This window comes from Pseudomonas sp. GW821-FHT09D08 (assembly GCF_059416305.1).
Window position 1 is genome coordinate 38,082 of sequence record NZ_JBWKOX010000024.1, and the last position, 13,685, is coordinate 51,766.

General features: G+C 62.3%; 9 protein-coding genes and 1 pseudogene. 7 read left to right on the forward strand and 3 right to left on the reverse strand.

All coding sequences use genetic code 11. The annotated features are described in order from the left end of the window. Window positions 1–243 precede the first annotated feature (243 nt). Window positions 244–2,299 (forward strand): annotated as a pseudogene (locus AC07OP_RS27810) (TonB-dependent receptor). A gap of 71 nt (window positions 2,300–2,370) precedes the next feature. On the opposite strand, the gene AC07OP_RS27815 reads toward AC07OP_RS27810, so the two are convergent. From AC07OP_RS27815 to AC07OP_RS27825, 3 genes are all read right to left on the reverse strand, one after another. Then, window positions 2,371–2,586, reverse strand: a complete 216-nt coding sequence (locus AC07OP_RS27815; RefSeq protein WP_115487877.1) for a hypothetical protein — start codon at window positions 2,584–2,586, stop codon at window positions 2,371–2,373. A gap of 234 nt (window positions 2,587–2,820) precedes the next feature. Then, entirely contained in the window at window positions 2,821–3,927 is a 1,107-nt protein-coding gene (gene aguA / locus AC07OP_RS27820) for an agmatine deiminase (protein WP_495102917.1), read from the reverse strand. 121 nt (window positions 3,928–4,048) lie between these two features. Further along, complete coding sequence (locus tag AC07OP_RS27825; protein WP_495102916.1) at window positions 4,049–6,949, reverse strand: aminotransferase; 2,901 nt, start codon at window positions 6,947–6,949, stop codon at window positions 4,049–4,051. 152 nt (window positions 6,950–7,101) lie between these two features. Here AC07OP_RS27825 and rfbB point away from each other — a divergent pair, with 152 nt between their 5' ends. From rfbB to AC07OP_RS27855, 6 genes are read left to right on the forward strand one after another with little or no spacing between them, the layout of a single operon-like run. Continuing rightward, on the forward strand, window positions 7,102–8,184 hold the full coding sequence (gene rfbB, locus AC07OP_RS27830; protein ID WP_495102915.1) for a dTDP-glucose 4,6-dehydratase: 1,083 nt from the start codon (window positions 7,102–7,104) through the stop codon (window positions 8,182–8,184). Then, window positions 8,181–9,056, forward strand: coding sequence for a glucose-1-phosphate thymidylyltransferase RfbA (gene rfbA, locus AC07OP_RS27835; protein WP_115487873.1), 876 nt, complete (start codon window positions 8,181–8,183; stop codon window positions 9,054–9,056). The genes rfbB and rfbA overlap by 4 nt, the downstream gene beginning before the upstream one ends. Next, the gene (gene rfbC / locus AC07OP_RS27840) at window positions 9,053–9,598 is read left to right on the forward strand and encodes a dTDP-4-dehydrorhamnose 3,5-epimerase (protein ID WP_065941121.1); all 546 of its coding nucleotides are present in this window, start codon (window positions 9,053–9,055) and stop codon (window positions 9,596–9,598) included. Before rfbA ends, rfbC begins: the two co-directional genes overlap by 4 nt. Then, the gene (gene rfbD / locus AC07OP_RS27845; RefSeq protein ID WP_495102914.1) at window positions 9,595–10,464 is read left to right on the forward strand and encodes a dTDP-4-dehydrorhamnose reductase; all 870 of its coding nucleotides are present in this window, start codon (window positions 9,595–9,597) and stop codon (window positions 10,462–10,464) included. Before rfbC ends, rfbD begins: the two co-directional genes overlap by 4 nt. Window positions 10,465–10,500: 36 nt before the next feature. Next, on the forward strand, window positions 10,501–12,309 hold the full coding sequence (locus AC07OP_RS27850; protein ID WP_495102913.1) for a sensor histidine kinase: 1,809 nt from the start codon (window positions 10,501–10,503) through the stop codon (window positions 12,307–12,309). Further along, the gene (locus tag AC07OP_RS27855; RefSeq protein ID WP_065941118.1) at window positions 12,306–13,682 is read left to right on the forward strand and encodes a sigma-54-dependent transcriptional regulator; all 1,377 of its coding nucleotides are present in this window, start codon (window positions 12,306–12,308) and stop codon (window positions 13,680–13,682) included. Before AC07OP_RS27850 ends, AC07OP_RS27855 begins: the two co-directional genes overlap by 4 nt. Window positions 13,683–13,685: the final 3 nt, after the last annotated feature.

Below are 13,685 nucleotides of genomic sequence, written 5' to 3' on the forward strand. Positions count from 1 at the left end.
CAATCCTAGTCGCGCGTTGAACTATGTGTCAATTTCGTGAATCGTCTGTATTTAGGCGAAATAATTCTAAGCAAAGGCCTACGGCCTTTCTGAAAACGACCAGATTCAGTCTTCAACGACCCCGGAAACACATCTCGTAACACATTTCAAAGCAGATACGTTTGGTAATGGATAACGCGCGCAAATGCAAAGCATTACCATTAGCGCGCTTTTTCCTGCCAAACCCTTTGGATGCATTCCACCATGCCTGCCCTTCGCCTGACGCCCATGACCCTTGGGCTTTCTGTTCTGCTGTCTGCCGGTTTTGCCTGTGCCGCCACCACCTTGCCCGAAACCTCGATCAGCGCCGAAGCTGACGAAGACGACCCGCGCGTCAAGGAAACCAGCACCGCGACCCGCACCGCCACACCGGTACGGTATGTGCCCCAGGCCATCGACTCGGTGAAGACCGAAAGCCTGCGCTCCTACGGCACCAACGACCTGGGCCAGGCCTTGAGCGGCATCCCCAACGTCAGCAGCGGCGCCGACACGCGCTTCGACAGTTTGCGTATCCGTGGCTTCGATGCGAGCAATGACTTCTACCTCGATGGCATTCGTGACGACAGCCAGTACGTGCGCGACCTGCACAACATCGAGCGCATCGAAGTGCTCAACTTTACGGGCGAGGCGGCCAGGGCGGGATCGTCAACCGCGTGAGCAAACTGCCAACGGCCGGGCATAAGTCGAGCATCGAGGCCCAGGGCGGCAGCAACGATTTGCGCAGTGTGTATGCCGACCTGAGCACGGACCCCACCGACAACATCAGCCTGCGCCTGAACATGGGCAACCAGGACAACAACAGCTTCCGCGACGGCGTCAGCGGCAATCGCCAACTGTTCGCACCGTCCATGAGCTGGCAGCTCACACCGGATCTGAACTGGCTGGTGCAATACGAATACAGCCGCTACAACCGCACGCCGGATCGCGGCATCCCTGGCGTCAACGGCCGCCCCGCCGACGTCAGTCGCAGCACCACCTACGGCGACAGCCGCGATTACATCGACGACAAGACCCAGTCCCTGCGCTCCAAGCTGGCCTACGAACTCAACGATAACTGGCAACTGCGCCAGACCCTCGGCGTGTTCAAGCTCGACAGCGATTTCGACAACACGTACCAGACCGCCTATGTTGCCTCGACCAATCGGGTGACGCGCCAACGCTGGAAGCAAGACCTGACCACCCTCAACGTCTTCAACAACGTCGAGCTGGAAGGAGGCTTCAGCACCTTCGGCCTCGAACACCGCCTGCTCACCGGCGTGGAGCTGGGCAGCCAGCGCCGCGATCCAAAGCTGTACAGCGCCCCGCCTCGGCCGTGCCAACCCTGGACCTCAACCAGCCCAACCGTCACCTGAGCCACACCGGGCGCATGAGCGTATCGAGTAACAACCACACCGAAGTCGAAAGCCGCGCCCTGTATGTGCAAGACCAACTGCGCCTGAACGATCAATGGCAAGTACTGGCCGGCCTGCGTTACGACCGTTTCGAAGTGGACACCAAAAACAAACTGCTCAATACCCGACAAGACGTCAAAAGCCACAGCACCAGCCCGCGCTTTGGCCTGGTGTGGACGCCCCTGGAACACCACTCGTTCTATGCCTCCTGGAGCAAGACCTTCTCACCGGCCGGTGGCGGCCTGATCGGCATCACCCCGAACGCCGCCGGCAGCGTCAACGACCTGAGCCCCGAGCTGACCAGGCAAAAAGAGATCGGCGTGAAAAGCGACTGGCTCGACGACCGCCTGAGCACCACCCTGGCGGTGTACGAACTGGAACTCTACAACCGCCGCACCAGCGACCCGCTGGACCGCACCATTACCCTGCTCAGCGGCCTGCAGCGCTCCCGCGGCGTGGAGCTGACGGCCACCGGCAAGATCGTCGGCAACTGGTCTGTACGCGGTGGTGTCGGCCTGCAGGATGCCAAGGTCGAGAAGGACAACAACGGCTTTGAAGGCAAGCGCGTCAGCGACGTGGCCAAGCGCAATGCAAGCCTGTTTGTCACCTGGAAACCGGAGATGGGCTGGTACGCGGAAACCGGTTTGACCCTGGTCGGCGACCGCTACGCCGACAGCCTCAACACCGTGGTGCTGCCGGGTTATGGCAGTTGGGATGCATTGGTCGGGTTCCGGCAGAAAGAATGGGATGTGCGCGCGGCGCTGAACAACATCGCCGACAAGACCTACTACGAATCGGCGACCAGTGTGGCGCAGATTCAGCCGGGCGAGCCGCGTAACCTGGTGGTGACGGGCACTTATAGCTTCTAAACGTAAACCCCCTTCTTATCGCAGCTGCCGAGCGCAAGCGAGGCAGCTGCGATGAAGCCAAGGCTATTTCGTTAGTTACTCATCAACTCGCACAACGCGTGCATTTCAGCCTCGCTGAACAACCCCACCGGGTAGCGTTCACTCATCACACTGCGCAAATCCGGCTGCTGCCTGACTTGTCGCGAGCCGTTTTCCTTCAACCAGAGCCCCAGCGCATGGATCGCGTCACCGTCAACCCGCGAAGGGTGGAAGGTGCGCGTGTACATCGGGTTGATATTGGCGTTCATTTCAGCGCTCTCTCCTGCTGCGTGAGCGGCTAACTTACTCAAGGTTTATGACAGAACTGTGCGGTCATCACCCTGGGCCACTGGAGCAACACCGATACAAGAGCTATGCCAATGTCGCGTATCTACAGGTGGGCGGACACAAAAAAGCCCACGACCGTGCTGGGCCGTGGGCTTGCTGTAGAGGCCGAAACCGAGGGACGCCCGGTTGCCGGAAAGGCGTTGTTACAACTGCACTCAGTTTTTATGCGGGGCCGGCTGTTGTTGGGTCAGGCAATGGATATTACCGCCACCCAGTAACAGTTCACGGCCCGGCACCATCACCACTTCGTGCTGCGGGAACAGGTCCTGCAGGATAGCCTTGGCTTCAGCGTCCAACGGGTCGTCGAAACTTGGCGCGATGATGCCGCCGTTGACGATCAGGAAGTTGACGTAGGAACCCGCCAACCGCACGGTCGGATTGCGTTCCTGTGTGCCGTCCACCGGGTCGACCCCTGCGCACTCTTCCTCAGTGGCATACAACGGCCCCGGGATCGGCATTTTATGCACTGTGAACGAGCGCCCCTGGGCGTCGGTGCTGCTTTGCAGGACGGCCATGGCGGCGTGGCAACGCGCGTAGTTCGGGTCTTGCGGGTCGTCGGTCCAGGCCAGCAACACTTCGCCCGGACGCACGTAGCAGCAGAAGTTATCCACATGGCCGTCGGTTTCGTCGTTGAACAGGCCGTCCGGCAGCCAGATGATCTTATCCACAGCCAGGTTGGCGCTGAGCACCGCTTCGATTTCGGCACGGTCGAGGTGCGGATTACGGTTGCGATTGAGCAGGCATTCCTCGGTGGTGATCAGGGTACCTTCGCCGTCGACGTGGATCGAGCCGCCTTCCAGCACGAAGCCCTCTGTGCGATAACGCGGCGCGCGCTCGATTTCGAGGATCTTGCCGCCCACCTGCGAGTCGCGGTTCCACGGCGAGTACAGGCCACCGTCAAAACCGCCCCAGGCGTTGAAATCCCAGTTCACGCCGCGTACTTCGCCACGGTCGTTGATCACGAACGTCGGGCCGGTATCGCGCACCCAGGCGTCATCGCTGGACATTTCCACCACACGGATATTCGGCACGTCCAGGCGGGCGCGGGCGTTTTCGTACTGGCCGGCGGAAACCGCCACGGTCACCGGCTCAAAACGTGCGATGGCCTTGGCCACCGCCACGTGAGCTGCCTGTGCGGGCTTGCCGCCCAAGCGCCAGTTGTCCGGGCGCTCCGGCCACACCATCCAGGTTTGGGTCTGTGGCGCCCATTCGGCGGGCATGTGGAAGCCATCGGCGCGGGGGGTGCTGTGCAGGGTGGTCATGGCGATCAGGACTCCGAATGGGGTAAAGGCCGACTTTATAACGGATAAAAATCGGCTTTAGAAGGGAATAAACAGCATGAATGAAAAATATGACAGCCAATGACCGATAACAATCGATTATTTACAGTTGCTCATCCAGCACCTTCGACAGCATGTCGACAAAGAAGTCCACGCTACGTTTGGAGGTCACCATCGGCGGCTTGATCTTGAGGATGTTCAAATAATCGCCAGTCGGCTGCATGAAAATCCCCAGCTCCCGCAAGCGATCACACAACAGGGTGGTCTCTTCGGTGGCGGGCTCCAGGGTTTGCCGGTCACGCACCAACTCCAGGCCCAGATAGAAACCGGAACCGTGAACCGCGCCCACCAGGGGATGACGGTCAATCAGTGCTTCCAGCCGCGCCTTGAAATGCCCGCCGACCACCTGGGCGTTTTCCCACAGTTTTTCTTCTTCCATCACATCCAGCACCGCCATGCCAATCCGGCAACTCACCGGGCTGCCCCCCGACGATGAGAAGAAATACCCCTCGGCCTCCAATGCCTCGGCGATCTCGCGACGGGTGATCACCGCGCCGAGTGGCTGACCATTGCCCATGCCCTTGGCCATGGTGATGATGTCGGGCACCACGCCCTGCTCTTCGAAGCCCCAGAAAAAGTGCCCCATGCGGCCGTAGCCCACCTGCACTTCATCGGCGATGCACACGCCACCCTGGGCCCGCACCAACCCATACACCTGCTGCAAGTAACCCGGCGGCAGGGAGATGCCGCCGGCGTTGCCGTACACCGGTTCACAGATAAACCCGGCCAGTTGGCGCTTGCTCGCAGCGATTTTCGCCAGGTTATGTTCCACGCTTCGTACGTAGTCCGGCGCACTGTCCTGCCCGCGGAATTCACCGCGATAGGTGTTCGGCGCGGTAACCGGGTGGACCCACTCCGGGCGGCTGCTCAAGGCCTGGGGATTGTCCGCAATCGAGGTGGACACCGCATCCGCCGCCACTGACCAGCCGTGGTAGGCCTCCAGCACACTGAGCATGTCGCGCCCACCGCTGTAGGCCCAGGCCAGGCGGATGGCCAGGTCGTTGGCCTCGGTGCCGCTGTTGACCAGGAACACCCGATCCATGCCCGCCGGCGCCAGCGCCAGCAAGCGCTCGGAAAACTCGGCAATGGCGGCATAGTGAAACCGCGAGTTGGTATTGAGCAGCGACCATTGCCGCGCCGCCACCGCCGCCATGCGCGGGTGACCGTGCCCCAGCACGGCAACGTTATTGAGCATGTCCAGGTAGGAACGGCCCTGCATATCGATCAGGTGGTTGCGCCAGCCGCGCTCGATGCGTGGCGGGTCGACGTAATAGTGCTTCTGCGAGCGGGCGAAACTGGCATCACGCCGGGCCAGCAGGGCGAGGGGGTCGAGTTCCGGTTCGGCATCGCAGGCCAGTCCCAGTAACCCCGCAGGCGAGGGGCACAAGGCTTGCCAGGCCAAGGCCCGGGACGGTGTACAAAACAGCGGCGGTTCGAGGTCGGCACGGCACAGTTGCACGGTCAGCGGCCCATGGACCTCACCGAGAACCTGCCCCTCCACCAGCAATGAACCGTGCTTCAACCGGGTGTCCACGCCCCACAACCGCACGCTCAGCTCCACCCCTTGCACGCTCACAAGGCCATCGGCGTCCTGATGCAGCGTTCCGGCAAAAGGCGCTTCCAACACCGTGCCATGGGGCAGATGCAGCTCTACGTGGAGGGGGAAAGTCTGCGGTTCGGTGGCACTGTCCGGGCAGGTACGCGACAGCCGATATTGGCCATAACGACTTGCCGCCAGCCCATGCACCGCCGCCGCCTGATCCAGCAGTTGCCGATCAATGCCGGGCAGTTCCCAGTTGCCGGCTTCGAAATGCGGGCTGAGCACACCCAGGTCGATCAGCGCGAACTCACGCCCCACCAGGCCCGGTAACAACGGCGCGAAGTCCTGGCTGGCAATCGACGGCAGCGTCTCACCGACACTGCCGAGAATCGCAGCCTCCATCAGTTCAAACGGCACCGACGTCGCCACATGGAAGATTTCCCACTCGTGTTCGGCGTTTTTCAACAGATAAGTGTTGTCCGGATCCAGGCGTTGCTGCTGTTCGCTGCTTAGTACCAACACTGCCGCACGGGCGACGATCAGCGGCCACAACGCCTGCAACTCCTCGCGCTGCAGTGGAGTCACGGCATGGCAGGCCCGGACCGCCGGCAGGATGGCAAACGGGTCGCCCTCGGCATGGTGCAAAAGGGCCGCGCAGGTCACCGACAGGTCGGCAATCCGCCAGGTGTGCACCAGGTCGCCGAAATCGATGACGCCTTGCAGTTGCCAGTGCCGTTGCGCATCGCGCTGCCACACCACGTTGTCATCGGTGATGTCCATGTGCACCGCTTGCCAGGGCAGGCGGTCGGCCAGGGGGCGAATGCGCTGTTCAACCTGCTCGGCCACCTGTTCCAGCGCGGCGCGGTGGGGCAGGTTTTCCAGGGTGGCCAACAGATGAGTGATCAGTTCCCGGGCATGGCGTGGGTCCCATTGCAGGGTACGGTCCAATCCAGGGTGGGAGAAATCCGCCAGCGCGCGGCTCATGCGCCCGCACAGGTCGCCGAAGCCTGCGATCACGTCGCGCCCCAAATGCGGCAGATGGGTCAACGGCTGGCCGTCGATATAGTCCAGCAGCCGCAGGTGCAGGGGCTGGCCATCGACCGTCACGCTCAGCAGCTCTTCACCGCTCAGGGCCTTGATGACCTTGGGCACCCGCACGCCCTGCAGGGTGTCGAGGGCCGCGTGCTGGGCCTGCAGCTCAATCGCCGCATAGTCGCCCCGGCAGATTTTCAGAACAAACCGACCGCGGGTGCTGTCGACTCTGTAATTGAGGTCTTGCTGGCTGCCCAGTGACTGCAACGTGCCATCAAGCCCGTAATGCTGCTCGAGCAATTGCGCCGCCTGGTCGGGGCCTACTTGCGGGCAGGGTAGATTGGCGCGATGGATCAACGTAGCAAGCAGCATGGGCGTGGCCTCGATTTTTTTCAGGGTGTATATCGCCATTGTTCAGGTGAGTTAGGCAACCCCCTACGCATACCGCGCTTGCGCCTATCTTCCACACAACTCAAGCTATGCTCCATTCGCTTAATGTCCGTCTAAGGAAAAGGCCCTCCGACATGCGCATTCTCATCACCGGCGGCGCTGGATTTATCGGCTCCGCCCTGATCCGCCATCTGATTCAAAACACCGAACACGAAGTGCTCAACCTGGACAAACTTACATATGCTGGCAATCTGGAGTCACTGACCAGCATTGCGTCCAATAGCCGCTATGAGTTCGTACAGGCCGATATTATTGACCAGGCCACCGTCAGCGCCGTACTGACGCGCTTCGAGCCACAGGCAATCATGCACTTGGCTGCAGAATCCCATGTCGATCGTTCGATTGACGGGCCGTCGGATTTTATCCAGACCAATATCGTCGGCACCTACAGCCTGCTGGAGGCCACTCGCGCGTATTGGCACACGCTGGCGGAGCCCTCCAAAAGCGCTTTCCGTTTCCATCACATCTCCACCGATGAGGTGTACGGCGACCTGCACGGCGTTGACGATCTTTTCACCGAAACCACACCTTACGCGCCCAGTTCACCTTACTCCGCGAGCAAGGCGGCGTCCGACCACCTGGTGCGAGCCTGGCAGCGCACCTACGGGCTGCCGGTATTGCTGACCAACTGCTCGAACAACTACGGCCCTTTCCACTTCCCCGAGAAGTTGATCCCGTTGGTCATCCTCAATGCACTCGCGGGCAAGCCGTTACCGGTTTATGGTGACGGTTTGCAGGTGCGCGACTGGCTGTTCGTTGAGGATCATGCCCGTGCACTTCTGAAAGTGGTAACTGAAGGTGTGGTCGGAGAGACCTACAATATCGGCGGCCACAATGAGCAAAAAAACATCGACGTGGTACGAGGCATCTGCGGCCTGCTGGAGGAGTTGGCACCGAAACATCCGGCCGGTGTGGAAAAATTCACCGACCTGATCACATTCGTCAAAGATCGACCCGGCCACGATCAGCGCTACGCAATCGACGCCGGTAAGATCGAACGCGAGCTGGGCTGGGCCCCGGAAGAAACGTTCGAGACCGGCCTGCGCAAGACCGTACAGTGGTACCTCGACAACCTGGAGTGGTGCCGCAGGGTACAGGACGGTAGTTATCAGGGTGAACGATTGGGCAACACCGACATGAAGGATCTGATTGCATGATGAAGGGAATCGTATTGGCAGGCGGCTCAGGTACTCGCTTGCACCCCATTACCCTAGGCGTGTCCAAGCAACTGCTTCCGGTGTATGACAAGCCAATGATCTACTACCCGATCTCGGTGCTGATGCTGGCGGAGATCAAAGACATCCTCGTGATTTCCACGCCTGTTGACTTGCCGCAGTATCGAAACTTGCTGGGCGATGGCAGCCAGTTCGGCGTGCGCTTTACTTATGCGGAGCAGCCATCCCCGGATGGCTTGGCCCAGGCATTTATCATTGGCGAAGAATTTATCGGTGATGACCCGGTATGCCTGATTCTGGGTGACAACATTTTCCATGGCCAATATTTCGGTGAGCAGTTATCGGAGGCGGCCAAGCAGCCGACAGGTGCTACCGTTTTCGGTTACTGGGTCAAGGACCCTGAGCGCTTCGGCGTGATCGACTTCGACAGCGAAGGTCGTGCCCTGTCCATCGAAGAAAAACCGGCTCACCCTAAATCCAGCTATGCCGTGACCGGCCTTTACTTCTACGACAACGACGTGGTCAAGATCGCCAAGGCAGTCAAGCCATCCCCTCGTGGCGAGCTGGAAATCACCGACATCAATAACGCCTATCTAAAGCGTGGAGACCTTCACGTCGAGCGCTTCGGCCGTGGCTTTGCCTGGCTCGACACCGGCACCCACGACAGCCTGCTGGAAGCCTCACAGTACGTGCAGACCATCGAACACCGTCAGGGCCTCAAAGTGGCGTGCCTCGAAGAAATCGCCTACGGCAACGGCTGGATCGACCGCGACCATCTGCTCGAACGCGCCAAATACTTCGGCAAGACCGGCTACGGTCAATACCTGTACACGTTGGCGGGAGACAACCGATGAACGTCGTTGACACCTCACTCCCCGGCGTACTGATCATCGAACCCAAGGTGTTCGGTGACGAGCGCGGTTTTTTCTACGAAAGCTTCAATGCTCGCGCCTTTGCAGCGGCCACCGGGCTCAAGCGCGAGTTTGTCCAGGACAACCACTCGCGCTCGCAGAAAGGCGTGCTGCGGGGCCTGCATTACCAGTTGGAGCACACCCAGGGCAAACTGGTACGGGTTACCGCCGGTGAAGTGCTGGACGTGGCCGTGGACATCCGCCGCAGTTCGCCGAATTTCGGGCGATGGGTGGGCGTGCGTCTGTCGGCACAGAACCATCGCCAGTTGTGGGTGCCGGAAGGGTTCGCCCATGGCTTTGTGGTGTTGAGCGACTCCGCCGAGTTCTTGTACAAGACCACCGACTACTACCAGCCCAGTGCGGAACGCAGCATCCTGTGGAACGACCCGACGTTGGCCATCGACTGGCAACTGAGCGAACCGCCGCAACTGTCCGCCAAGGACCAGGCTGGAAAACTGCTGATGGACGCCGATCTATTCCCATGAAAATCCTGATCACCGGCCAATATGGCCAAGTCTCCCAGGCGCTGCAAACGCAGCTCCAGGGCCTGGACGAACTGATTGTGCTCGGCCGCGAGCAACTCGATCTGGGCGACGCCGAGCGCATCCGCCAGCAGGTGCGCGCCCACCGGCCCGACCTGATCATCAACGCCGCCGCCCACACGGCAGTGGATCAAGCCGAAAACGAACCGAACCTCGCCTTCGCCATCAACGCCATCGCCCCCGGTATTCTCGCCGAGGAAGCCAAGGCCCTGGGCATCCCGTTGATCCACTATTCCACCGACTACGTGTTCGACGGCAGCAAGCCTGGGCCCTACACCGAAGCAGACACGCCCAACCCCTTGGGCGTCTACGGCCAGAGCAAACTGGCGGGTGAACAGGCGATTGCCGCAGTGGGAGGCCAGTACCTGATCCTGCGCACCAGCTGGGTCTACTCCAACCACGGCAAGAACTTCCTGCTGACCATGCAGCGCCTGCTGCAAGAAAAAACCCACCTGCGCATCGTCGCCGACCAGATCGGCGCGCCGACGTGGGCCGGGACCATTGCCGCCAGTACGCGCGCCCTGATCGAACGCTGGCAGGCGGGCAAGGCCGGGGAATGGGGCATCTACCACCTGACCGCCGAGGGTGAAACCTCGTGGTTCGGCTTTGCCCAGGCGATCGGCGAACACCTGCGCGCCAGTGGCCGCGCGTGTGCCGAACTGGAGGCGATCCCGTCCAGCGCCTACCCGACGCCTGCCCGGCGCCCGCTGAACTCACGCCTCGATTGCAGCCACCTGCGCCAGCAATGGCACGTCAGTCAGCCCTTGTGGCAAGACGCATTGCGCGAGTGTCTTGCCGGGCAGCACTAGGCATAATGCGCCTGTACCCACAGGCGCACGACTCCCATGACTCCACCCCTTCCGCGAAGACCCCGCTGGCGCAGCCTTGCCCTGTTGGCCCTGTGCCTGGCGCCGCTGCTGTGGCCGCTGGAGCACTTGGCCGAGCGTTACTATCGCAGCGAGCTGGCCGGGCAAAACCGCCAGACCCTCGACCTGTACGTCGCCAACCTGCTGGGCACCTTGCATCGCTATGAAGTGCTGCCGCAGATCCTCGGCGACTTGCCGGCCTTGCGCACGGCGCTGGGCGCGCCGCAGGTCAGCACCAACCTGGTCAACGCCAACCTGCTGCTCAAGGACGTCGCCGCCCAGGCCGGGGTGGAAGTGATGTATTTGATGGACACCACCGGCAAGACCCTCGCCGCGTCCAATTGGGACAAGCAGGACAGTTTTGTCGGGCGCAACTTCTCGTTCCGGCCCTATTTCAGCGAAGCCATGGCCGGGCGCCTGGGGCGGTTTTTCGGGCTGGGCACCACCTCGGCCAAGCGCGGCTATTTCTTCGCCGCCGCCGTTCGCGATGGCGACAAAATAATCGGCGTCCTGGTGGTCAAGGTCGACCTGGACCACACCGAAAGCCTATGGGGCAATACGCCCGAGCAACTGCTGGTCACCGATCACAACGGCGTGGTGATCCTCACGTCGCGCCCGCAATGGCGCTTCCGTGCCACCCGGCCGCTGACCGCCGAAGAACGCCAGGCCATCATCGCCATCCAGCCCTACCCCACGCGTGACCCGCAACCCTTGAGCCTGAGCAGCAGCGCATGGCTGCGCCAATCCACCGCCATTGCCGAGACCGGCTGGAATGTGGAAATCCTGGCACCGCAATCCTTGATCAGCCGCCCGGTGCGCACGGTGGTCGCCGTGGGCGGCGCCACGTTGCTGGTGTTGATGCTGCTGCTGGGCCTGTTGATGCAACGCCGCCGCCACTACCTGGACCGCATCGCCTTCGAAGCCAAGGCCCGCCGCGAGTTGGAGATGCGCGTGGTCGAACGTACCAGCGATCTGGAAGGCCTCAACCGGCGCCTCAAACAGGAAGTGCTGGAGCGCGAACACGCCCAGCAGGAACTGGTGCGCGCCCAGGATGACCTGGTGCAGGCCGGCAAGCTGTCAGCGCTGGGCACCATGTCGGCGAGTATCAGCCACGAACTCAACCAACCCCTGGCGGCGATTCGCAGCTATGCGGAAAACGCCGAGATCCTGCTCGACCACGAGCGCACCAGCGATGCCCGGGGCAATCTCAAGCTGATCAGCGAACTGACCGGACGCATGGCCTCGATCATCGCCCACCTGCGCGCCTTCGCCCGGCGCGACCGGCACGCGCCGGAGAGCGTGGCCCTGCAACCCGCCCTCGACGACGCCCTGGCACTCCTGGCCAAGCGGCGGCGCTCGATGGAAGTGGAACTGATCCGCGATTTGCCGGAAGCGACCCTGTGGGTACAGGCCGGCGAAACCCGTCTGCGCCAGGTACTGGGCAACCTGCTGGCCAACGCCCTCGACGCCCTTACCGAAAAAGGGCCGCCGCGCAAACTGTGGCTGAGTGCCGAAACCACCGCCCAGGGCGTCAACCTGTACATTCGCGACAACGGCCCGGGCTTTTGCATGGAAGCCTTGGGCCGCGCCAGCGAACCGTTCTACACCACCAAGACCCGCACCCAGGGCTTGGGGCTGGGCCTGGCGATCTGTGACACCCTGATGCGTGCCTTTGGCGGCGAACTGCTGTTTGCCAACCACAAGGAAGGTGGCGCGCTGTTAACCTTGAAATTGCGTGCCGGCTCGCCGGGCGTCAGTCTGCAACCGTCCGAGGACCGCAGTGTATGAGTATCGATAACCAGATTCAGGTGGTGTTGATCGACGATGATCCGCACTTGCGTCAGGCCCTGTGCCAGACCCTGGACCTGGCCGGGCTGAACGTCCTGACCCTGGGCGAAGCCACCGGCCTCACCTCGCGCCTGTCGCGGGATTGGCCGGGCGTGGTGGTCAGCGACATCCGCATGCCCGGCATGGACGGCCTGGAGCTGCTGGCCGAGCTGCACGGCCAGGATCCGGACCTGCCGGTGCTGCTGATCACCGGCCACGGGGACGTGCCGCTGGCGGTGCAGGCCATGCGCGCGGGAGCCTATGACTTCCTCGAAAAACCCTTCGCCAGCGACGCCCTGCTCGACAGCGTGCGCCGCGCACTGGCCCTGCGCCGGCTGGTGCTCGACAACCGCAGCCTGCGCCTGGCCCTGAGCGACCGCCAACAACTGAGCACCCGCCTGGTGGGGCACTCGCCACAGATGCTGCGCCTGCGCGAGCAGATCGGCGCCCTGGCCGCAACCCGCGCAGATGTGCTGATCCTCGGCGAAACCGGCGCCGGCAAGGAAGTGGTGGCCCGCGCGCTGCACGACCTGTCGAGCCGGCGCAGCGGGCCGTTTGTGGCGATCAATGCCGGGGCGTTGGCCGAGTCGGTGGTGGAGAGCGAGCTGTTCGGCCATGAGCCCGGCGCCTTTACCGGCGCGCAGAAGCGGCGCATCGGCAAATTCGAATTCGCCAACGGCGGCACCTTGTTCCTCGATGAAATCGAAAGCATGAGCCTGGACGTACAGGTCAAGCTGCTGCGTCTGTTACAGGAGCGTGTGGTGGAGCGCCTCGGCGGCAATCAGCTGATCCCGCTGGATATCCGCATCATCGCCGCCACCAAGGAAGACCTGCGCCAGGCCGCCGACCAGGGCCGCTTCCGTGCCGACTTGTACTACCGCCTCAACGTCGCGCCGTTGCGTATTCCGCCACTGCGCGAGCGCGGTGAAGATGCGCTGATGCTGTTCCAGCACTTCGCCGACGAAGCCAGCAGCCGCCATGGCCTGCCGTTGCATGAGCTGCAACCGGGCCAGCGTGCCCTGCTGTTGCGTCATAGCTGGCCGGGCAATGTGCGCGAATTGCAGAACGCCGCCGAGCGCTTCGCCTTGGGCCTGGAGTTGGCGCTGGACAGCACCCCGGACAACCCCGCCAGCAGCGTGCTGACTTCCACGCCGGGCGGCTTGAGCGAACAGGTCGAGCAGTTCGAAAAAAGCCTGATCGCCGCCGAACTGACCCGCCCCCACAGCTCCATGCGCAGCCTCGCAGAAGCCCTCGGCGTACCGCGCAAGACCCTGCACGACAAACTGCGCAAGCACGGCCTGAACTTCGCCAACCCAAGCACTGACGACGAATGACCC